Here is a 20,989-nt window from a genome sequence, read left to right as displayed (position 1 = left end):
CGGGAACGCTTCACCGTTGATTTGGTGGCGGGAAAAGTGGTCAGGCGGCCAGTTCGGCCTGATCCTCGCGCAGCATTTCAGCGACGCGCAGCAGGAAGTCCCGGCGGCGCTCCAGCGCCTCCACGTCATCCGGGCCGATGCGGCCGTGACGCACGTGGGTGCGTTCGGACTCAGAGATCAGGCGCTCGGCCACCGCCGCCTGGTGGCCGGGGGTCTTGCGACGGTCCATCAGTTCGGCGTGAGACTTCAGTTCGCGGACACGACGCGTCAGCGCCTCCTCCACGTCCTGGCCGCCGTCGGCGCGGGCGGCCATGGCGGCGAAATCGCGAACGTAGAGTTGAACGAAGCCTTCTTCGACCATCGTTTGTCCTTTCGGGTCTGACGCCGGTCCAAGGGTAGAAACACCGTCGCGCGGCCGCCCTCTTCAGGGTTCAGGCGCGCAGGCGGCGAAAAGGGCCGGGGATGCGAGGGCGGTCGACGGGAACCGCGTGGGGTGTCACTCACTTAGCACACCCTTGTGGAAAAAGCCATTTTGTTGATCAGTATGTGAATTCGCGGTCATCACGCATCCGGCGCGGCGATCGAGGCCCTCTTGCAGGCATGAAGCCGCTCGCCGTCCTTTTCATGTTGATCGTCGCCAGCTGCGCCGGCGCCGTTCCCGTCATGGCCGACGCCCGCGCCGGCGCCACGCCGGCCACTGCGGTTTCCAGCGCGCCGTCGCCCGGCCTATAGATCGGCCCTCAACAGGGGGTTTCCATGCGCTGTCGTCCTATCCTCGGCCTCATGGCCGTCTTTGCTCTGTCGGCCTGCGCGCTCCAGCCGGAGCCGCATTCCGATGGGCTGCCCCGGCTGGAGCGGCCGTCCGAGGTGCTGTTCTGGAGTCAGACCGAGCGCGAGGCCGGGTTCCGCGCCATGGAGCGGATCGCGCCGCACCGCACGGTGGCGGCGGGCGGGGATGTCCGCGCCCTGCCGCCGGGGGCGCCGCTGGATCTGGACGTGGACGCCTTCATGGAGGCCGAGAAGGTCGCGGGCCTGCTCGTGCTTCAGGACGGCCGGGTGCGGCTGGAGCGGTATGGCCTGGATTTCGGGCCGGAGGGGCGCTGGACCTCGTTTTCAGTGGCCAAGTCCCTGACCTCGACCCTGGTGGGCGCCGCCATCGCCGACGGCCACATCGAGAGCCTTGAAACGCCCATCACCCGCTATCTGCCGGAACTGGCGGGCGGGGCCTATGACGGGGTCACGGTGCGCCAGTTGCTGACCATGACTTCGGGCGCGGCCTGGAACGAGGACTACACGGACGCCAACTCCGACGTGGCGCGCTTCTTCGAGCCGCGCGAGACCGGCGGCATGGACCCGACCCTGTATTACATGCGCGGGCTGGCGCGGGCCGCCGAGCCGGGGACGCGCTGGCATTACAGCTCGGGGGAGACAAATCTGGTCGGCCTGCTGGTCAGCCGGGCCACGGGGCGGACCCTGGCGGACTATCTGTCGGAAAAAATCTGGCGGTCCTACGGCATGGAACGGGACGCGGCCTGGATGGTGGACGCGGCCGGGCAGGAAGCCGCCGGCTGCTGTCTGATGGCGTCCCTGAGCGACTGGGGCCGGGTCGGACAACTGGTGCTGGAGGACGGGGTCGTGGACGGCCGGTCCATCCTTCCGGAGGGGTGGTTTGACGAGGCGACCTCGAGGCAGGCCGATATCGGCGTGCCCGGCATGGGCTATGGCTATCAGTGGTGGACCTTCGATGACGGGACCTTCGCGGCGCGGGGCATCTTCGGGCAGATGATCCACATCGATCCGGAGCGCCGCGCGGTGGTGGTGATCCTGTCGGCCTGGCCGGTGGCGACGGGCAATGCCCGTTCGGCGGCCCGCAACGCCTTCCTGGCGCGCGTGGCGGCGGCGCTGGATGAGTGATCTTGCAGGCGGAGCGGATCGGGGCTAGCGCCGGAGCATGAATCCGCTGGTCCTGATCCCCGCCCGCATGGCGGCCACCCGCCTGCCCAACAAGCCGCTCGCCGACATCGGCGGCAAGCCCATGATCGTGCGCGCCTGGGAGGCCGCGGCCGCCTCGGGCCTGCCGGTGGCGGTGGCGGCAGGCGATCCCGAGATCGTGCAGGCGGTGGAGGCGGCGGGCGGCCGCGCGGTTCTGACCGATCCGGACCTGCCGTCGGGCTCGGACCGCATCCGGGCGGCCCTGGACGCCATCGACCCCAACGGGGCGCACGACGTGGTCATCAACCTGCAGGGCGACATGCCCTTCGCGGGCCCTTCCATCAGCCGCCTGTGCGCCGAACTGATGGCGCGCGAGCCGTCGTGCGACATCGCCACCCTGGTGGCGCCCGAGGCGGGGCCGGAGGACCGGGCCAATCCCGACGTAGTCAAGGCGGTGCTGGCGCTGGACGGGACCGGACGCAGCGGTCGGGCGCTCTACTTCACCCGCTCCACCCTGTACGGCGACGGGCCGGTGTGGCGGCACGTGGGGGTCTACGGCTACCGGCGCGCCGCGTTGGAGGCTTTCTGCGCCGCTCCGCCCTCGCCGCTGGAGCGCCGCGAGAAGCTGGAGCAGCTGCGGGCGCTGGAGATGGGGCTGAGCCTCTGGGCCGCCGTGATCGACGAAGCGCCCCTGTCGGTGGACAATCCGGCGGACCTGGAGGCGGCGCGAAAGCTGGCCTGAACCGGGGCGGATAGGCTATGGCCGGTTCATGAACACGAGCACTCCAAACGGCCACGCGGAAGACAAGGCCATGCTGGCTCGCGCCCGCGAGGTGATGGCCCTGAACATCGAGGCGCTGGCCGCCCTGAGCGACAGCCTCGGCGAACCGCTGGTGGAGGCTTGCCGCGTGATCCTGGGCCGCCCCGGTTATCTGGTGGTCACGGGCATGGGCAAGTCGGGCCACATCGGCGGCAAGATCGCCGCCACCCTGGCGTCCACCGGCACCAACGCCTTCTTCGTGCATCCGGCCGAGATGAGCCACGGCGATCTGGGCATGCTGCGCGACGACTGCACCCTGCTGGCCATCTCATCATCGGGAGAGAGCCGCGAGCTGCGCGATCCGCTGCTGTTCTGCCAGCGCCATGGCATCCCGGTGATCGGGGTGACCCAGCGCGAGGGCAGCTTCCTGCACCGCATGTCCACCGTGCCCCTGGTGATGCCCAGGGTGGCCGAGGCCTGCCCCAACAATCTGGCGCCCACCACCTCGACCCTGATGACCCTGGCGCTGGGCGACGCCCTGGCCATGGTGCTGATGGACCAGCGCGGCTTCACCGCCGAGGACTTCGGGCAGAGGCATCCCGGCGGATCGCTGGGCATGCGGCTGCAGCGGGTCAGCGAGTGGATGGGCGACAAGCGCGAGCCGCCGGTGACCCTGCCCGAGGGCGCGGCCTTCGCCGAGGTGGTCTCGGCCATCACCAAGGGGCGTCAGGGCTGCGTGGCCATCGTGGAGTCTGACAGCCGCCTGATCGGCATGATCACCGACGGCGACGTGCGCCGGGCCTTCCTTCGCGACATCACCAGCCTGAAGGCCGCGGACATCATGAGTCGTGACCCCATCACCGTGACGCCGGACGCGCGCATGAGCGAGGTCATCGATCTGCTGGCCGCCAACAAGATCGCCAACCTGTTCGTGGTGGACGACCGCCGCCCCGTGGCGGTGGCCCACATCGCCGAGTTGATCCAGGCGGGATACGTCAGCTGAGCACCCCCTTCGATTTCGACGCGGTGGTGGTGGGCGCGGGCGCCGTCGGCCTGGCCTGCGGGCGGGCGCTGGCGAAGCGGGGCCAGACCGTGCTGGTGCTGGAGCGCGAACCCGACATCGGCCAGGGAATCTCCTCGCGCAATTCCGAGGTGGTCCACGGCGGGCTCTACTATCCCACCGGCTCCCTGAAGGCGCGGTTCTGCGTTCAAGGCCGTCGGGCCTTGTGGCCCTATCTGGACAGCCGCAAGATCGACCACCGCAAGTGCGGCAAGCTGGTGGTGGCCACGGCGGCCGATGAAGTCGAGCGTCTGGACGCCATTCTGGAGCAGGCCCGCTCCAATGACGTAGAGGGCATGGCGCGGCTGACCGCCGAACAGGTCCGGGCGCTGGAGCCCGAACTGGCGTGCCACGGCGCCCTGCTGTCGCCCGAGAGCGGGGTGTTCGACAGCCACGGCTACATGCTGGCCCTGAAGGGAGAGATCGAGGACGCGGGCGGGTCGGTGGTCGCCGCCACTCCCTTCGAGGCCGCCGAACCGCTGCCGGACGGCGGTTTTCGGGTGTGCGCAGGCGGCGAGGCCGGCGCCGAACTGACCACGCGCCTGCTGGTGCTGTCGGCGGGACTGGGCGCCCAGGAAGCGGCGGCGCGGGTGGAGGGCTATCCAGCGGACGCCATCCCCGCCCGGCATCTGGGCAAGGGGGTCTATTTCCGCCTGATGGGCAAGGCGCCGTTCGACCGGCTGATCTATCCGCCGCCCATCCCCGGCGCCTTGGGCACCCACTACCGAAAGGATCTGGGCGGACAGGCCGTGTTCGGGCCCGATCTGGCCTTCGTCGAGACTGAGGACTACGCCGTCGATCCCGCCCGGGCCGAGGCGTTCGAGGCGGTCATCCGGCGTTTCTGGCCGGGCCTGCCCGAGAACGCCCTGTCGCCCGACTACGCCGGAATCCGGCCCAAGCTGCACGGGCCGGGCGAGCCCCAGGGCGATTTCCGGCTGGACGGCGCCCAGGTGCACGGGGTCGCCGGCCTCATGGCCCTGTTCGGCATCGAGAGCCCCGGTCTGACCAGCTCCCTGGCTATCGGCGAGGCGGTGGCGGACGCGCTTACAGCGGAATCCGCGGTCTGATCCTTGAGGCCGTGTGAAAGGTCACCTCGTCGCTCCCGAAGTCGAGGATGATCCGGCTGAACAGCCCCATGATGTCCGCACCCATCAGCAACGTCGCGTCTCTTGAGCCTCCCACAGGTCAAAGACGTGCAGGTCCGCGAACAGGATCGGCAGGCTGGTGATCCGGACGCCGCCCAGCCGCAACTCGTTCAGCGTGGCCAGATCCCCCTGCATGGGCTGACCCGCCACGCCGTACAGGGTCAACGGCATGGCGCGCTGTATGGTGGCCGGGCGGCGAACCGCGATCGAATCGTAGAGCGCCCGGTTGCCGATGGAGTACTGGGCTCCGGTGTCCAGAACCGCAGAAACCGGCGCCCGATCGGCGCGGCCCTGGACCATGGTGAGCCCCCCGAACCACCGTTGTCCGCGCAGAACCTCGGCCTCGTCACTCACGCCCAGGCGGCTTCGCGGCGCCTGTAGATGGCGGGAGCCGGTGGGCGTGATGTGCAACTCCTCGCCGAGGATATCGAAGACCAGGCGCCGCCCGCCAAGCACGTCCAGGCCCAGCAGTCCGTCTACGCCCAGACGGGCGCGGCTGAAGACGGGCATGACCAGATCGCGCGCGCGGATGTCGGCCACCGACAGGCTGGGCGCCCGTGCCGTCGACGTCACCTCGGAGTCCAGGATGCTGTGCACGATGACGGGCGGACCCGGGGCCAGGCCCAGCTCTGCGGCCAGCTCCCGGGATATGGAGGTTCGGCCCGCTCCGGTGTCCACCACGAACCGATAGGGACCGGCATCGCCGATCATCACCTGCACGGCCATACGGGTGATCAGATTGGGAACCACCGTCAGGACCAGGGCGGGCTCGGCCGGGGCGTCCTGGGCAACAGGCGGGGCCTGCGCCGCGACGGTTCGCCCGAAAGCGGTGAAGCCCCCGAGAAGCGTCAGGCCCGCCGCCGCCTTTCGTCTGGTCAAAGTCATGGTGGTGCTATCCATCCCCCCGCCGCGCGAGTCTCGATCCGAACACCATGCGCATCTGGCCGTAATCCATGGTCACGCTGCGGAACATGCCCAGGATGTCGGCCCCCATCAGCAGGGCCGGGGTGTCGGTCAGACGCCATACGTCGAAGGCGTGCAGGTCGGCGAACAGCACCGGAAGGTCATGCACGCGCGCCGACCCCAGGCGTAACGACCGCAGATAGGCCAGCCGACCGGTGGTGGTCTGGCCCGTCACCCCGATGATGGGCGTCTCCCACACCTGATCGTGAAGCGACGGCCGCTGGACGGCCACAGAGTTGAACAGGGCCATGTTGCCGATGGAATGCTGGGCGCCGCTGTCGATGAAGGCGGTCACAGTCACCCCGTCGGCGGCCACGTCAGTCACGGTCAGCTGTCCGTACTCCCGATGGCCGCGCAGTTCGTTGGCGCGGTTCAGGCGGCTGACGTCCACGTCCATGCGCTGGACATAGGCGACCCGGGGCGAGCGCAGCAGCGAGACCCGTTCGCCCGCCATGTCGAAAACCAGCCGATAGTCGCCCAGCACATCCACGCCCAGCAGGCCGTCGACACCCAGCCGGGCGCGGGGGAAGACCGGCGCGATAAGATCGGGCATCCGGCTGCTGGCGAAATCCAGCCGGGGCACGACGACGGTCGCCGCCCGCTCGGCGTTGACGACCCCATGCACCACCACCTCCGGTCCCGGCGGCAGGTTCAGACTCTCGGCCAGTTCCCGTGAAAGGGTGGTGCGCGTCGCGCCGGTGTCGATGACGAAGTGGAACGGACCCTGGCCGGCGATCTGCACCGGCACGGCCATGCGCGTGACCAGATTGGACAGGGTCTGGAGCGCAGTCGGATCGATGGGCGGCGGCCCATCAGGACCCGCCCCTTCAATCACCTGAGCCCGCGCAAGGGCAGGCCCTGGCGCCAGGGCGGCCCCCGCCAGACCCGTCAGTGCGGACCGTCTCGTCAGGCGCATGCGCCCCTCCCGCCCCCCAGCGGAAAACCGACGTTAGGCCCGGGGATGGGCCCGTGCATAGGCCCCCATAAGGTGATCAGCGTTCACCGCGGCGTATTTCTGGGTGGTGGAGAGGGAGGCGTGGCCCAGCAACTCCTGGATGGAGCGCAGGTCGGCGCCCGCTCCCAGCAGGTGAGTGGCGAAGCTGTGGCGCAGGGCATGGGGCGTGGCGGAGGCGGGCAGGCCCAGCCGACCGCGCAGCCGCTGGACCGTGGCCTGCACATGCCGGGGGCTCAGGGCCCCGCCGCGCCGGGCGCGGAACAGGGGCTCGTCCGGCGACAGGGGAAAGGGCGCGGCGGCCACATAGGCGTTCACCGCCTCGCGCACGGCGGGCAGGACCGGCACCAGCCGGGTCTTGCCGCCCTTGCCGGTGATGCGCAGGGTTTCGGGCAGGGGCGCGTCAGCGCGGGTCAGGCTCAGCCCTTCCGAGATGCGCAGGCCGCAGCCGTACAGCAGGGTCAGCACCGCCTTGTCCCGCGCCGCCTCCCACGGCTGCAGATCGGTGTCGGTTTCCGGCTCGGCCATCAGGCCCCGCGCCTGATCCTCGCTGACCGGGCGGGGCAGGGAGGATCTGGCGCGCGGCCCCTTCACCAGGGCGATCTGGGGGGCGGGGACGCCGCAGCGCCGGTCGAGGAAATCATGCAGCTGCGGATGCCCGCCAGGGTCTGGTTCAGGGATCGGGCGCCGAGCGGCCGGTCGCCCGAGCGGCGCTCGGCCAGATGGGCGCGCACCTCCGCCGCCGTCACCGTGCCCAGATCAGCGATGCCCGGGTTCTCGCCCCGGTGCCGGCCCAGAAAGGCGATGTAGTGGCGGCCGATGTGGCCATAGGCCTCCAGCGTGCGGGGCGACAGCCGCCGCTCGTGGGCCAGGTGCTCCAGCCACGCGGTCAGGGCCTGATCGGCGGTCAGTTGAGGATGGGCCATCGCTCGGCCATGCGTTCCACCACCCGGGTCAGGAAGGACACCAGTTCGCAGCCCATGGCGGGGGTGAAGCCCTCGGGCTCGGGCGAGCCGAAGGCGCACAGGGCGGGTCGCGCGGGTGACCACGGGGCCATGCGGATCAGGGCGACGCTGCGCACCTCGTCTTCGGCCCCGCCGAACAGATCGAGCCCGTCGAAATTGGGGCCCAGCCAGGCGAGGCCGTCGGCGCCCACCAGACCGTCCACGGCGCCCGCCTCAAGGGCGCGCCAGCCGAACGGCACGCCGCCGGGCTTCTCCAGGGCGATGGCCGCGCCCGCCAGGCCGAAGCGGGCCAGGGCCGCGGCGTCCAGCCGCCGGGCCAGGTCGGAATGGTTGCGGGACTCCATCAGGTCCAGCACCGCCACATGGGTCTGGGTCTGGGCGGCGAAATTGGCGCGGGCCACGGCCTCGATCTGGCGCCGGGCGCCCGATTCCCGTTCGATCAGGGTTTCGAGGCGTGTGAGGGCGGCGCGGCCGAACTCCACCACATTCGGCCCCGTGGTCTTCAGGCCCAGTTCTTCCAGCAGGGCGCGATCATGGGTCAGCAGGTCGGCGTTGGCCTGCACCCATGCGCGCACCTCGGGCCAGTGCAGGCCCGGTGCGGCGTCCGTCTCGATGGATTCCTGTGCGCCGCTCACGACGATCTCCGGCTCGAATGAAGCCGGAGCGGGGATTACAGGATGGATTGTCCCGTCTTGCCCCAGTCGGCCAGGAATTGATCAAGCCCCTTGTCGGTTAAGGGATGCTTGACCAGGGCCTTCAAAACGTCCGGCGGCAGGGTCGCGGCGTCGGCGCCGGCCAGGGCCGCGGCCGAGACATGGGCCGGATTGCGCAGGGAGGCGGCGAGGATTTCGGTCTCGAAGCCGTGCACGTCGTAAAGGACGCGGATTTCCTCCAGCAGGCCGATGCCGTCCGCGCCGTGATCCTCAAGCCGGCCCACGAAGGGCGAGATGAAGGTGGCGCCGGCCTTGGCCGCCAGCATGGCCTGGGCTGCGGAGAAGCACAGGGTGACGTTGGTCTTTATGCCCTTGTCGGTGAAGGCGCGGCAGGCCCGCAGCCCGTCCCAGGTCAGGGGCAGCTTGACCACCACATTGTCGGCGATGGCGGCCAGCTTGTCGCCTTCCTTGACCATGGTCTCGAAGTCCACGGCCACGGCTTCGGCGGAAATGGGCCCCTCGACGAGGGCGCAAATCTCGGCGATGACCTCGGCGATGTTGCGACCGGATTTGGCGATCAGGGATGGATTGGTGGTGACGCCGTCCACCATGCCGGTGGGGACCATGTCCTTGATGACGGCGACGTCGGCTGTGTCGAGGAAGAGTTTCATGGCTCGCCCTTTAGCGGATCATCGCGGCTTGTGCGAGCGTGCGGCATGATCATCGCCGCCGTCCTGATTCCCCTGCCGGTGCCCGAAGCCTTCGACTACGAGGCGCCGGAGGGCCTGACGCTCGCCCCGGGGGACCATGTGGCGGTGCCGCTGGGCCCCCGGCTGGTGCGGGGTGTCGTGTCGGAGGTGCGCGAGACGACCGGGTCCAACCGTCGTCTGAAGGCGGTGGATCATCGGCTGGACGACCCGCCTCTGCCGCCCCGAACCCTGGCTTTCGTGGAATGGGCCGCCCGCTGGACGCTGAGCCCGCCGGGCGAGATGGCGGCCATGGCGGTCAAGGGCCTGCGCAGCCCGCCGCCCCGGCCCGAGCGCCGGGTGCGCCGGGTGGGCGACCGTGTCCCCGCCCGCGCCACGCCCGCCCGTGATGCGGTGCTGGAGGCCCTGGGCGACAAGGCCATGACCGGCGCGGACCTGGCCCGGGCGGCGGGGGTGTCCTCGGGGGTGGTCAAGGGTCTGACGGACGAGGGCGTGCTGGAGGTCATCGAGATCGCGGCGGAGGCCGGGTTCGATCCGCCCGATCCGGGTCATGCGCCCGCGACCCTGAACGCCGATCAGGCGGCGGCGGCCGATGTGCTGGCCGAGGCGGTGGCGACCCGCGCCTTCGCGCCGTTCCTGCTGGACGGGGTCACGGGCTCGGGCAAGACCGAGGCCTATCTGGAGGCCATGGCCCGGCTGCTGAAGGTCGAGCCGGACGCCCAGATCCTGATCCTGCTGCCCGAAATCGCCCTGACCCAGGCGGTGATCGCGCGCATCGCCGACCGTTTCGGCGCCCTGCCGGCCGAATGGCATTCCGGCGTGCCCGGCCCGCGCCGTCGTCAGGTCTGGGAGGCGGTGGCCGCCGGCCGCTGCAACATCGTGGTGGGGGCCCGGTCGGCCCTGTTCCTGCCCTTCGTCAATCTGCGCCTGCTGGTGGTGGACGAGGAGCACGATGGCTCGTTCAAGCAAGAGGAGGGCCTGATCTATCACGCCCGCGACCTGGCCGTGGCGCGCGCCCGGATCGAAAGCGCGGCCGTGGTGCTGGCCTCGGCCACCCCGTCGCTGGAGACCCTGACCAATGCGCGGCAGGGCCGCTACGGCTGGCTCCGGCTGTCGGCGCGGCACGGGGCGGCGGTGATGCCGTCCATCGCCCTGATCGACCTGCGGCAGGCTCCGCCCGACCCCCAGACCTGGCTGTCCCAGCCCCTGCGCGAGGCCATGATCGAGACCCTGGGGCGGGGCGAGCAGGTGCTGCTGTTCCTGAACCGGCGGGGCTATGCGCCGGTGGTGCTGTGCCGGGCCTGCGGGCACCGGCTGACGGCGCCGGATACGGATTCGTGGCTGGTGGAGCATCGCTACACCGGGCGGCTGGTGTGCCACCTGACCGGCTTCTCCATGACGAAGCCGAAGACCTGCCCGGCCTGCGGGGCGGCCGACACCCTGGTGCCCGTGGGCCCGGGCGTGGAGCGGGTGGAGGAGGAGGTGCGCGGCCTGTTCCCGGACGCGCGCACGGCGGTGTTCAGCTCTGACACCGTGCCGGACGGCAAGAGCGCCCGGGCCCTGATCGAGACCATGGCCGAGGGCGGCATCGACATTCTGGTGGCCACCCAGGCGGCGGCGAAGGGGCACAACTTTCCCCGCCTGACCCTGGTGGGGGTGGTGGACGCCGATCTGGGCCTGCGGGGCGGCGACCTGCGCGCGGCCGAGCGCACCTTCCAGCTGCTGACCCAGGCCACGGGCCGGGCGGGACGGGCCGACCGGCCGGGCCGGGCCCTGCTGCAGACCTGGACGCCGGAGCATCCGGTGCTTCAGGCGCTGGCGGCGGGGGACCGGGAGGCGTTCATGCAGACCGAGATCGCCGAGCGGGAGGCCGCGTCCCTGCCGCCCCACGGCCGGCTGGCGGCGCTGATCCTGTCCGGCGAAAAGGCCGAGGCGGTGGAGAAGGCGGCCGCCGATCTGGCCGCCGCCATTCCCAATGCCGAGCGGCTGGAGGTCTACGGCCCCGCCGACGCCCCGCTGGCGCTGGTGCGCGGGCGACGCAGGAAACGGCTGCTGGTCCGGGCCGACCGGGACGTGGACCTTCAGGCCTTCCTGCGCGCTGGCTGGCGCGGGTGAAGATCCCGTCCTCGGTGCGCCTGTCGGTGGACGTGGACCCCTACAGCTTCCTGTAGGGGGCCGCCGCCTCAGATCGACGGATCGCCGCCGCTCGCGGCGGTTCGGGCCGCGGCCTTTCGCTCGTGGGATTTCCGCTGCCACATGTTCAGGGCCTCGACCCCTGCGGAGAAGGCCATGGCCGCATAGATGTAGCCCTTGGGCACATGGGCGCCGAAGCCTTCGGCGATCAGCACCATGCCGATCATCAGCAGGAAGCCGAGGGCCAGCATGACCACGGTGGGGTTCTTGTGGATGAACTCGCCCAACGGATCGGCCGCCAGCAGCATCACCGCGATGGCCACCAGAACCGCGATGACCATGATCGGCAGATGCTCGGTCATGCCCACGGCCGTCAGGATGGAGTCGATGGAGAACACCAGGTCCAGCAGGATGATCTGGAAGATCGCGCCGCCGATGTTGCTGATGACCACATCGGCCTTGTCCTTCTCCAGCAGATGTCGCCGGACGCGGGGTCCACCGAGTGGTGAATCTCCTTGGTGGCCTTCCACACCAGGAACAGGCCGCCCGCGATCAGGATCAGGTCCTTCCACGAGAACTCGTTGCCGAACACGCTGAAGAGCGGGGCTGTGAGGGTCACGATCCAGGCGATGGTGGACAGCAGCACCAGACGCATGATCAGGGCCAGGGAGATGCCGATGCGCCGCACCCGCGAGCGATGCTCGGCGGGCAGCTTGTTGGACAGGATCGAGATGAAGATCAGGTTGTCGATCCCCAGCACCACCTCCATGACGATGAGGGTGATGAGGGCGGCCCAGGCGGCTGGATCAGCCAGCAGGGTCAGAAGGTAAGAGGAAAGATCTTCCATCGAGGGTCGAGGTTCCGGTCAGACGCGGAAGTGCGCTCCAGTAAGGTGGGATACCAAGGCGAAGACAATGTCGCCAGTGCATCCGGGTTCCCGATATCGCTCTCTGAGCCGGATGCGGCGCCCCGCCTCGGTTGCGGGGCGGCGAGGCCCATGCTAACAGGCGCCCGGCTTGCCAGAGGCGGGGTTCGGACGGATCTCGCCCCTGCGTGCTTTCATCAAGCAATCCAAGCCTTTGGCCGGAACGACCCCGTTCCGGCGACGACCCAAACGCTTCGACCCGGCGGACCTTATAAGTGGCTGAAGATTTCAGATCGACGGAAGTCGGCGAACGCTACGCTCAGGCGTTGTTCGATCTCGCCAATGAAAACAAGCGGCTGGACGCCGTGCGCGATGACCTGCGCAGCTTGAAGGCTGCCTGGATCGAGAGCGCCGACCTGCGCCGTCTGGCCACCTCGCCGGTGATTCCGGCCGAGGACCAGCAGAAGGGTCTGGAGGCGATCGCCGACAAGGCGCAGTTCGACCGGACCACGAAGAATTTTCTGGGCCTGATGGCCGCCAACGGGCGCGCTGCAGACCTGACCGGCGCGATGGCCGCTTTTGAGGCCCTGTACGCCCGTCACACCGGCGTGGTGTCCGCCGAGGTGGTTTCGGCCAAGCCGCTGGCCGCCAAACAGATCAGCGCCGTCAAGGCCGCCCTGAAGGGCGCCTTGGGCCAAGACCCCGAACTGACCGCCCGCGTCGATCCGGCGCTTCTGGGTGGTCTCAAGGTCAAGGTGGGCTCGAAGCTTTACGACGCCTCGCTGAAGACCAAGCTCGACCAGATGAAGTTCGCCCTTCGCCGGGCCTGACCGCAAAAATCCATTCTTAGAGACAAGCCGGGCCCAAACGCCCGCCCAGGACGAAAACCGAAAGAGCAGCCATGGACATCCGCGCCGCCGAAATCTCGGCCATCCTCAAGTCGCAGATCGCCAACTTCGGCGTTGAAGCCGACGTCAGCGACGTCGGCCAGGTGCTGTCGGTCGGCGACGGCATCGCCCGCATCCACGGCCTGGACAATGTCCAGGCGGCGAGATGATCGAGTTTCCGAAGGCCGGCGTGAAGGGCATGGCCCTGAACCTGGAGCGCGACAACGTCGGCGCCGTGATCTTCGGCCAGGACAACCAGATCGCCGAGGGCGACGAGGTCCGCCGTCTGGGCGAGATCGTGGACGTGCCGGTCGGCAAGGGCCTGCTGGGCCGCGTCGTCAACCCGCTGGGCGAGCCCATCGACGGCAAGGGTCCGATCCAGTTCACCGAGCGTCGTCGCGTGGACGTGAAGGCGCCGGGCATCATTCCCCGCAAGTCGGTGCATGAGCCCATGCAGACCGGCCTGAAGGCCATCGACACCCTGATCCCGATCGGCCGCGGCCAGCGCGAGCTGATCATCGGCGACCGTCAGGTCGGCAAGACCGCCGTGGCGATCGACACCATCCTGAACCAGAAGTCGATCAACGTCGAAGGCGCCGCCGAGAGCGACAAGCTGTACTGCATCTATGTCGCCATCGGTCAGAAGCGCTCGACCGTGGCCCAGATCGTCAAGACGCTCGAGGAGCGCGGCGCTCTGGAGTACACCATCGTCGTGGCCGCCACGGCGTCCGAGCCCGCCCCGCTGCAGTTCCTGGCCCCGTTCTCGGGCACGGCCATGGGCGAGTTCTTCCGCGACAACGGCATGCACGCCCTGATCGTCTATGACGATCTGTCCAAACAGGCCGTTGCCTATCGCCAGATGTCGCTGCTGCTGCGCCGCCCGCCGGGCCGCGAAGCCTACCCGGGCGACGTCTTCTATCTGCACAGCCGCCTGCTGGAGCGCTCTGCCAAGCTGAACGCCGACAACGGCTCGGGCTCCATGACCGCCCTGCCGCTGATCGAGACCCAGGCCAACGACGTGTCGGCCTACATCCCCACCAATGTGATCTCGATCACCGACGGACAGATCTTCCTGGAATCGGACCTGTTCTACCAGGGCATCCGCCCCGCCGTGAACGTCGGCATCTCGGTGTCGCGCGTGGGCTCCTCGGCCCAGATCAAGGCGATGAAACAGGTCGCCGGTTCGATCAAGGGCGAGCTGGCCCAGTACCGGGAAATGGCCGCCTTCGCCAAGTTCGGCTCGGACCTGGACGCCTCGACCCAGCGCCTGCTGGCCCGCGGCGCGCGCCTGACCGAACTGCTGAAGCAGCCCCAGTACTCGCCGCTGACGGTCGAGGAGCAGGTGGTGTCCATCTACGCCGGCACCCGCGGCTATCTGGACGGCATCGCCGTGAGCGACGTGGGCCGCTTCGAAACCGAGCTGCTGGCGCGCATCAAGTCCAAGCATGCCGGCATCCTGGACGCCATCCGCACGCAGAAGGCCCTGTCCAAGGAGCTGGAAGCCGAGCTGAAGGCCGCCATCGAAGCCTTCGCCAAGACCTTCGCCTGAGCCCCGGAAAGCATTAGAGAGTAACGCCGGATGGCCAGCCTCAAGGAAATGCGCAATCGGATCGGAAGCGTGAAGTCCACGCAGAAGATCACGAAAGCCCTGAATATGGTCGCCGCGGCCAAGCTGAAGCGCGCCCAGGATCAGGCCGAGAGCGCCCGTCCCTACGCCCGCAAGATGGCCGATGTGATCGCCAACCTGGCGGCGGGCGTGTCCGGCGACGACGCGCCCCGGCTGCTGGCCGGCACGGGCTCGGACCAGAAGCACCTGATCATCGTGGCCACGGGCGACAAGGGACTGGCGGGGGGCTTCAACTCCAACGTCATCCGCGCCGCCCGCGAGCGCATCCGGTCCCTCATCGCCGAGGGCAAGGACGTCCGCATCATCGCCGTGGGCCGCAAGTCCCGTGACGGCCTGGCGCGCCTGTTCGGCGACCAGCTGATCCGCACCTTCGAGCTCAGCGAGCACAAGGTCATCGGCATGAACGCCGCCGAGCCGATCGCCGCCCTGATCGCCGAGGAGTTCGAGGCGGGCCACGCCGATGTGGTCACCCTGTTCTACAGCCGCTTCCAGTCGGTCATCTCGCAGGTGCCGACGCCCAGGCAGCTGATCCCGGCCGTGGTCGACGGGTCCGCCGAGCCCATCGACCTGAACGGCGCGGTCTATGAGTACGAGCCTCGGAAGAGGAAATCCTCGAGACCCTGCTGCCGCGCAACATCACCACCCAGGTGCTGGCCGCCCTCTACGAGAACCAGGCCAGCTTCTTCGGGGCCCAGATGGGCGCCATGGACAACGCCACGCGCAATGCGGGCGACCTCATCAACAGCCTGACCCTGCAGTACAACCGTAAGCGCCAGGCCCAGATCACCACCGAACTGATCGAGATCATCGCGGGCGCCGAAGCCCTCTGATCCGACCATCCTCGACGCCAGACACGACCTTCCGAACGGAACGCACCCGATGACCGACACCACCGCCCCCAAGAAGACCGCCGCCAAGAAGCCGGCCGCGCCCAAGGCCCCCCGGGCCGCCAAGCCCGCCGCTGCGGCGACCGGCAACGCCACCGTCACCGCCGGCACGGGCGTGGGCAAGATCGCCCAGGTCATCGGCGCCGTCGTGGACGTTGAGTTCACCGGCCAGCTGCCGGCGATCCTGAACGCCCTGGAGACCCAGAACGTCGACCAGAAGACGGGCGAGCCCTTCACCCTGGTCCTGGAAGTCGCCCAGCACCTGGGTGAGAACATGGTCCGCACCATCGCCATGGACACCACCGAGGGCCTGACCCGCGGCCAGGCCGTGGTCGACACCGGCACCTCCATCCTGGCGCCCGTGGGCCCCGGCACCCTCGGCCGCATCATGAACGTCGTCGGCGCGCCGATCGATGAGCAGGGCCCGATCAAGACCACCATGTACCGCCCGATCCACCGCGAGGCGCCCAGCTTCGAGGATCAGTCCACCTCGTCTGAAATCCTGGTCACGGGCATCAAGGTCATCGACCTGATGTGCCCCTACACCAAGGGCGGCAAGATCGGCCTGTTCGGCGGCGCCGGCGTGGGCAAGACCGTGACCATGCAGGAGCTGATCAACAACATCGCCAAGGCCTACGGCGGTTATTCGGTGCTGGCCGGCGTGGGTGAGCGCACCCGCGAGGGCAACGACCTGTATCACGAGATGATCGAGTCCAACGTGAACGTGGATCCGGCCAAGAACAACGGCTCGACCGAGGGCTCCAAGTGCGCCCTGGTGTACGGCCAGATGAACGAGCCTCCCGGCGCCCGCGCCCGCGTCGCCCTGACCGGCCTGGCCCAGGCCGAGTACTTCCGCGACGAGGAAGGCAAGGACGTGCTGCTGTTCGTCGACAACATCTTCCGCTTCACCCAGGCCGGTTCGGAAGTGTCCGCCCTGCTGGGCCGCATCCCGTCGGCGGTGGGCTATCAGCCGACCCTGGCCACCGAGATGGGCAACCTGCAGGAGCGCATCACCTCCACCAACAAGGGCTCGATCACCTCGGTCCAGGCCATCTATGTGCCCGCCGACGACCTGACCGACCCGGCGCCCGCCGCCTCCTTCGCCCACCTGGACGCCACCACCGTGCTGAGCCGCGACATCGCCGCCCAGGCCATCTTCCCGGCCGTGGACCCGCTGGACTCCACCAGCCGGATCATGGACCCGCTGGTGATCGGCGACGAACACTATCAGGTCGCCCGCTCGGTTCAGGAAGTGCTGCAGCAGTACAAGGGCCTGAAGGACATCATCGCCATCCTGGGCATGGATGAGCTGTCGGAAGAGGACAAGCTGGTCGTCTCGCGCGCCCGCAAGATCCAGCGCTTCCTGTCGCAGCCCTTCTTCGTGGCCGAGCAGTTCACCAACACGCCCGGCAAGTTCGTGGAGCTGGCCGACACGATCCGCAGCTTCAAGGCCATCGTGGCCGGCGAATACGACCACCTGCCGGAAGCCGCCTTCTACATGGTCGGCCCGATCGAGGAAGCCGTCGCCAAGGCCGAGAAGCTGGCCGCGGACGCCGCTTGATCATGGCCGGGAAACTGAACTTCTCGTTGGTGTCGCCCGAGCGCGAGGTCTTTTCGGGCCAGGTGGATCAGGTGGACGCGCCGGGCGTGGAGGGCGACTTCGGCGTCCTGCCCGAGCACGCGCCGTTCATGACCGCCCTGCGCGAAGGACCGGTCACGGTCTATGACGCCAAGGGCGTGCGCCGGTTCGAGGTCAAGGGCGGTTTCGCTGACGTCAACGCGTCGGGCCTGACCATCCTGGCCGAGGAAGCCGCCGAGATCGCCGCCGGCTGAGGCGAGGTTTCGATCAGACGACAAGAGCCCCGCGTCGCTCGGCGCGGGGCTTTTTCGTGCGCCGCCTCCGGGTCAGGCGGGGCGGCGCTGACGCATGGCCTGGACGATGGTGCCGTCATCCAGCCAGTCCAGCTCGCCGCCGACGGGCACGCCGCGGGCCAGGCTGGTGATCTGGACCTCGGTTCCGGACAGGCGGTCGGCCAGATAGTGGGCGGTGGTCTGGCCGTCGACGGTGGCGGGCAGGGCCAGCACCACCTCCTTGACCGCGCCTTCGCGGGCCCGGCCGATCAGTTCGCTGATGCGCAGGGCCTCGGGCCCGACACCGTCCAGCGCCGACAGCAGGCCGCCCAGCACATGATATTTGCCGCGGAAGGCGCCGGACCGCTCCATGGCCCACAGGGCGCCAGCCTCCTCAACCACGCAGATCAGGCCCCCGTCGCGTCCCGTGTCGGCGCAGATGGAGCAGGGATCGCGCGTGTCGGGCGCGCCGCAGACCGAACAGGAGCGCACCTTGGCCGCGGTCTCGGCCAGCGAGGCGGCCAGAGGCTCAAGCAGCTGTTCGCGCCGTTTCAGCAAGGCCAGGGCCGCGCGGCGGGCCGAGCGCGGACCCATGCCGGGCAGCTTGGCCAGCAGGCCGATCAGGCGCTCGATCTCGGGTCCGGCGGACGCGGCCATGGGGCGTCAGAACAGTTTGGGCATGCCGGGGATGTTCATGCCCGCCATGGGACCGGCGGCCTCGCGCATCAGCTCGGCGTTGACCGCGTCCAGCTTGCGCCTGGCGTCGGCGTGGGCGGCCACGATCAGGTCAGCCAGGATTTCCCCCTCGCCGGGCGCCATCAGGCTGTCGTCGATGACGATGCGGGTGATCTCGCCGGCGCCCTTGAGGGCCACGGTGACCAGACCGCCGCCCGAGGTGCCCTCGGCCGAGGATTCCGCCATCCTGGCCTGGGCGTCCTGCAGCTTCTGCTGCATGGCCTGGGCCTGTTTCATCAGTTCGTTGAGGTCCTTCATGCCGCCTATCTAATGCCGGGCGGCGAAGGATGACAGGGGGCGGCGCCGATTCCGGTCAGCAGTCGGTGCAGGCCACCTGCTCCACCTTGCGCGGACGCAGATAGTAGGTATGGCTGAAGCGGGTCAGGCCCGGCAGCAGTTCGCCGAAGGGGGATTCATAGTCGTAGGTGATCTCGGTCATCACCAGGCTCTCGTCCGCGGCGATCAGGCCATCGGGAATCTCCACGGTGGAGCCGGCGCCCCGCGCGGTCATGCCCTGGGCCCGGGACAGTCCACGCGCACCTGGCCGTCGGCCTCACGGGTGAGGGCGGTGACCCGCTGCTCCAGCGGCGTGGACGGGAAGGGGCGCATCATCAGCCGCCCCACCTCGAACACGTCGGCCACGTCGGCCACGGTGACCGTCTCGTTCTGGGTGACGAGGTCCGCCACGGTGGCGGCGGTGCGGCCCATGCGTTTCTGGGCCATGAAGGCCTGACAGAACTCGGCCAGGCCGAAGTAGAACAGGAGGATCACCGGGGCGATCAGCGCGAACTCCACCGCCGATACGCCGCGACGGTCGCCTCGCAGGCGCGTCAGGAAGCCCCTGTCGTCCCGGACGCGCCTCATGATCCGAACGGCTCGTTGCGGAAGGCGGTGGTCACGTTCAGCACCCTCTGGCCCGCCACACGCTCCGCGCCCTGGGACACCAGGGGCGTGAAGAGCGGCTGGGGATACCAGGCGCTGACGAGGATGATGTCGCGGGGCCCGCCGATGGCGAACAGCAGGCCGCTCTCGGACAGTTCGCCGTTCTCGTCGACAGGATCGGGCGGGGTCTGGCCGGTGAAGCGGGGTATCACCCGCACGTCCACCAGCAGGCGATCCGTGCACTGGCTTTCGAACACGCCCATGCGGGCGCAGACTTCCTGCCGGAATTGCGAGACGCTCATGGCCCGTTCGTGCGCCTGTCCGGTGCGCACCAGCCGGCCGGTCTGGCTGACCGCGGTCTCCAGGGTCACGTCCATGACGAACAGAACGCCCAGTTCGATCAGGGCGAACATCATGAAGAAGAAGGGAGCGGCCACGAAGGCGAACTCGATGGCCGTCGCTCCGCCCTGGTCGCGGCGGAAGCGTTTCAGGCCCCGCAGTCTTGATCGTGATCCTTGCATCATGCTTGCCCCCGATCCGGCGTCAGGGGGTTCCGTCGGGCACGGACGTCGGGACCGGCGCCTGACGCTGGCTGGGCGCGCAGCCCGCGCCGCAGGACATCTCCGTCGCCGCTCCGCCGCGCCAGACCCGGACATGGCCGCTCGACGGCGCGGTCACGGTGACCACGGACTGGTAGAGGGTGCGCCCGATGGCGTCGACGACGACCACCTCGGTGGAGCCGTAGCCGCGCCCGGTCACATAGAGGGTCGAGGCGTCCACCATGGTGACATCGGCCACCGCCGGGTTGGCCACGATGACGGACGACGCCGCGCCGCGCAGCTGGATACGCTGGGCCCGGTCGATCTCCACGTCCAGCCCGCGGTTCTGGGCCAGGGCGGGGAAGGCGGCGGCGGCCAGAAGGGCCGCGGCGAGGGTCGGGGCGAGCAGACGCATGGGGCGGTCTCATTCGAGAGGGCGCGTGGGCGCGCGTGAGAAGGCCGCAGCATGTGCGCGAACCCTCAACAAATCCTGAAGGTCCGCCCGCTCGCCACGACATGGTTAAGAGGTGTTTACGGTAAATACTCGCTAACTATAGAAAACACCGGAAGTGCGTTTCCATTTTACTTGGTATTAACATGACCCGGTCCACTCTCGTTTGCGTAGAACGGGGGTCAGGCGGGCAATCCGGCGGCCCTGAACGGGAACAGTTGCTCGCTAGAATTCAAGAGGAAGATTCACATGAAGACGTTCATCAACAAGTTCGCCAAAGACGAGTCCGGCGCCACGGCCATTGAATACGGTCTGATCGCCGCCCTCATCGCCGTGGTGATCATCGGCGCCCTGCAGCTGCTCGGCGGCAACATGAGCACCGCCTTCAACTCGGTCGCCACGGCCGTTGGCGGCGGCGGCGGCGGCGAAGGCTAAACGCCCAAGCGAACCACCAAAGATGCGAGGGGCCGCGGCGGAAACGCCGCGGCCCTTTCGTTTGGGCCATGCGGATTTCAGACTCCGAGCGAAAAAACAGGGTCTGAATTGTCTGAATGGTCTGAAATCCCTCCCTGGCGGCGGTGAGACGGTCCGCACGAAAAACAGTGCAATGGAGTCTCACTCGACAGGCGCCTCCCTGAATGAACGCAACCCTGAGGCCATCATAAGGGCGCCTGGGGCAGGGGGCGTAGAATGGGTTGCCCAGGGCGTCGATCCCTTGTCCTGAAAGGGATCGGGCGGGAAAAATGCGGGATCAAGGGACCAGCCGACGGCGTCGGGATCCCATCTCGCCGTCCGCCATGAGGGATGAAAACGGGTTCTTAAGCGGTGATCGTCCTCATGGCGGCATGGACATCCTGACCTGGGCCCTGCTCGCCATACTGCCGGTCATCGCCGTTCTGGCGGGCGTGCGCGATCTGACCACCATGACCATTCCCAACTGGATGTCCCTGGTCCTGCTCGCCGCCTTCATCCCTGCCGCCCTGCTGGCCGGTCTG

At 68.9% G+C, this 20,989-nt stretch carries 19 protein-coding genes and 5 pseudogenes; 11 read left to right on the top strand and 13 right to left on the bottom strand.

What is annotated here, in order from left to right; genetic code table 11:
- Nucleotides 1-40: 40 nt before the first annotated feature.
- On the bottom strand, nucleotides 41-361 hold the full coding sequence (locus MBEBAB_RS04145) for a hypothetical protein (RefSeq protein ID WP_021696683.1): 321 nt from the start codon (nucleotides 359-361) through the stop codon (nucleotides 41-43).
- Nucleotides 362-756: 395 nt separating this feature from the next.
- Here MBEBAB_RS04145 and MBEBAB_RS04140 point away from each other — a divergent pair, with 395 nt between their 5' ends.
- The 4 genes from MBEBAB_RS04140 to MBEBAB_RS04125 are packed head-to-tail and all read left to right on the top strand — an operon-like array spanning nucleotide 757 to nucleotide 4,819.
- Nucleotides 757-1,914: a serine hydrolase domain-containing protein gene (locus tag MBEBAB_RS04140; RefSeq protein ID WP_021696681.1), complete on the top strand. Its 1,158-nt coding sequence runs from the start codon at nucleotides 757-759 to the stop codon at nucleotides 1,912-1,914.
- A 37-nt stretch (nucleotides 1,915-1,951) separates the two neighbouring features.
- Complete coding sequence (locus MBEBAB_RS04135) at nucleotides 1,952-2,674, top strand: 3-deoxy-manno-octulosonate cytidylyltransferase (protein WP_021696680.1); 723 nt, start codon at nucleotides 1,952-1,954, stop codon at nucleotides 2,672-2,674.
- Between the two features lie 28 nt (nucleotides 2,675-2,702).
- Complete coding sequence (locus MBEBAB_RS04130) at nucleotides 2,703-3,695, top strand: KpsF/GutQ family sugar-phosphate isomerase (RefSeq protein ID WP_045318823.1); 993 nt, start codon at nucleotides 2,703-2,705, stop codon at nucleotides 3,693-3,695.
- Entirely contained in the window at nucleotides 3,692-4,819 is a 1,128-nt protein-coding gene (locus tag MBEBAB_RS04125; protein ID WP_045318822.1) for an NAD(P)/FAD-dependent oxidoreductase, read from the top strand. The genes MBEBAB_RS04130 and MBEBAB_RS04125 overlap by 4 nt, the downstream gene beginning before the upstream one ends.
- An 84-nt stretch (nucleotides 4,820-4,903) precedes the next feature.
- On the opposite strand, the gene MBEBAB_RS04120 is transcribed toward MBEBAB_RS04125, so the two are convergent.
- From MBEBAB_RS04120 to fsa, 5 genes and pseudogenes are all read right to left on the bottom strand, one after another.
- Entirely contained in the window at nucleotides 4,904-5,782 is an 879-nt protein-coding gene (locus tag MBEBAB_RS04120; protein ID WP_021696676.1) for a retroviral-like aspartic protease family protein, read from the bottom strand.
- A 7-nt stretch (nucleotides 5,783-5,789) separates the two neighbouring features.
- Nucleotides 5,790-6,776, bottom strand: a complete 987-nt coding sequence (locus tag MBEBAB_RS04115; protein ID WP_021696675.1) for a retroviral-like aspartic protease family protein — start codon at nucleotides 6,774-6,776, stop codon at nucleotides 5,790-5,792.
- 33 nt (nucleotides 6,777-6,809) lie between these two features.
- Nucleotides 6,810-7,738 (bottom strand): annotated as a pseudogene (locus tag MBEBAB_RS17925) (tyrosine recombinase XerC).
- Nucleotides 7,720-8,412, bottom strand: a complete 693-nt coding sequence (locus MBEBAB_RS04105) for a DUF484 family protein (protein ID WP_021696673.1) — start codon at nucleotides 8,410-8,412, stop codon at nucleotides 7,720-7,722. Before MBEBAB_RS04105 ends, MBEBAB_RS17925 begins: the two are co-directional and overlap by 19 nt.
- A 35-nt stretch (nucleotides 8,413-8,447) precedes the next feature.
- Complete coding sequence (fsa, locus tag MBEBAB_RS04100; RefSeq protein ID WP_021696672.1) at nucleotides 8,448-9,101, bottom strand: fructose-6-phosphate aldolase; 654 nt, start codon at nucleotides 9,099-9,101, stop codon at nucleotides 8,448-8,450.
- A gap of 45 nt (nucleotides 9,102-9,146) precedes the next feature.
- Between fsa and MBEBAB_RS04095 the strand changes: the two are divergent.
- Nucleotides 9,147-11,308: pseudogene (locus tag MBEBAB_RS04095) on the top strand (primosomal protein N').
- Nucleotides 11,309-11,320: 12 nt separating this feature from the next.
- Here the strand turns inward: MBEBAB_RS04095 and MBEBAB_RS04090 are convergent.
- A pseudogene (locus tag MBEBAB_RS04090) lies at nucleotides 11,321-12,117 on the bottom strand (TerC family protein).
- A 293-nt stretch (nucleotides 12,118-12,410) separates the two neighbouring features.
- Between MBEBAB_RS04090 and MBEBAB_RS04085 the strand changes: the two are divergent.
- The 5 genes and pseudogenes from MBEBAB_RS04085 (at nucleotide 12,411) to MBEBAB_RS04065 (ending at nucleotide 17,369) form a co-directional block, all read left to right on the top strand.
- Complete coding sequence (locus MBEBAB_RS04085) at nucleotides 12,411-12,965, top strand: F0F1 ATP synthase subunit delta (RefSeq protein ID WP_021696669.1); 555 nt, start codon at nucleotides 12,411-12,413, stop codon at nucleotides 12,963-12,965.
- Between the two features lie 71 nt (nucleotides 12,966-13,036).
- Nucleotides 13,037-14,571: pseudogene (gene atpA, locus MBEBAB_RS04080) on the top strand (F0F1 ATP synthase subunit alpha).
- Between the two features lie 30 nt (nucleotides 14,572-14,601).
- Nucleotides 14,602-15,479: pseudogene (locus MBEBAB_RS04075) on the top strand (F0F1 ATP synthase subunit gamma).
- Nucleotides 15,480-15,528: 49 nt separating this feature from the next.
- The gene (gene atpD / locus MBEBAB_RS04070; protein WP_021696666.1) at nucleotides 15,529-17,097 is read left to right on the top strand and encodes a F0F1 ATP synthase subunit beta; all 1,569 of its coding nucleotides are present in this window, start codon (nucleotides 15,529-15,531) and stop codon (nucleotides 17,095-17,097) included.
- A 2-nt stretch (nucleotides 17,098-17,099) separates the two neighbouring features.
- A complete protein-coding gene (locus MBEBAB_RS04065) occupies nucleotides 17,100-17,369 on the top strand; it encodes an ATP synthase F1 subunit epsilon (RefSeq protein WP_021696665.1) in 270 nt (89 codons plus the stop codon).
- A gap of 72 nt (nucleotides 17,370-17,441) precedes the next feature.
- On the opposite strand, the gene recR is transcribed toward MBEBAB_RS04065, so the two are convergent.
- The 6 genes from recR to MBEBAB_RS04040 are packed head-to-tail and all read right to left on the bottom strand — an operon-like array spanning nucleotide 17,442 to nucleotide 19,958.
- Nucleotides 17,442-18,044 (bottom strand): recombination mediator RecR, encoded by a 603-nt coding sequence (gene recR, locus MBEBAB_RS04060; RefSeq protein WP_021696664.1) that lies wholly within the window; start codon nucleotides 18,042-18,044, stop codon nucleotides 17,442-17,444.
- A 6-nt stretch (nucleotides 18,045-18,050) separates the two neighbouring features.
- Nucleotides 18,051-18,380 carry a YbaB/EbfC family nucleoid-associated protein gene (locus MBEBAB_RS04055; protein ID WP_021696663.1) on the bottom strand — a complete coding sequence of 110 codons (330 nt, stop codon included), beginning with the start codon at nucleotides 18,378-18,380 and terminating at the stop codon, nucleotides 18,051-18,053.
- 55 nt (nucleotides 18,381-18,435) lie between these two features.
- Nucleotides 18,436-18,633 carry a hypothetical protein gene (locus tag MBEBAB_RS14970; RefSeq protein WP_021696662.1) on the bottom strand — a complete coding sequence of 66 codons (198 nt, stop codon included), beginning with the start codon at nucleotides 18,631-18,633 and terminating at the stop codon, nucleotides 18,436-18,438.
- Nucleotides 18,630-18,986, bottom strand: a complete 357-nt coding sequence (locus MBEBAB_RS14965) for a TadE/TadG family type IV pilus assembly protein (RefSeq protein ID WP_052516732.1) — start codon at nucleotides 18,984-18,986, stop codon at nucleotides 18,630-18,632. The genes MBEBAB_RS14970 and MBEBAB_RS14965 overlap by 4 nt, the downstream gene beginning before the upstream one ends.
- On the bottom strand, nucleotides 18,983-19,528 hold the full coding sequence (locus MBEBAB_RS04045) for a TadE/TadG family type IV pilus assembly protein (protein WP_021696660.1): 546 nt from the start codon (nucleotides 19,526-19,528) through the stop codon (nucleotides 18,983-18,985). The genes MBEBAB_RS14965 and MBEBAB_RS04045 overlap by 4 nt, the downstream gene beginning before the upstream one ends.
- Before the next feature lie 19 nt (nucleotides 19,529-19,547).
- Nucleotides 19,548-19,958, bottom strand: coding sequence for a pilus assembly protein N-terminal domain-containing protein (locus tag MBEBAB_RS04040; RefSeq protein WP_021696659.1), 411 nt, complete (start codon nucleotides 19,956-19,958; stop codon nucleotides 19,548-19,550).
- Nucleotides 19,959-20,243: 285 nt separating this feature from the next.
- On the opposite strand from MBEBAB_RS04040, the gene MBEBAB_RS04035 reads away from it, so the two are divergent.
- Entirely contained in the window at nucleotides 20,244-20,429 is a 186-nt protein-coding gene (locus MBEBAB_RS04035) for a Flp family type IVb pilin (RefSeq protein WP_021696658.1), read from the top strand.
- The last annotated feature ends 560 nt before the right edge of the window (nucleotides 20,430-20,989 follow it).

This window comes from Brevundimonas abyssalis TAR-001 (assembly GCF_000466985.1).
GTDB lineage: Bacteria > Pseudomonadota > Alphaproteobacteria > Caulobacterales > Caulobacteraceae > Brevundimonas > Brevundimonas abyssalis.
Note: the sequence above shows the minus strand (reverse complement) of the source record. Positions and strands in the feature narration are given on the sequence as shown.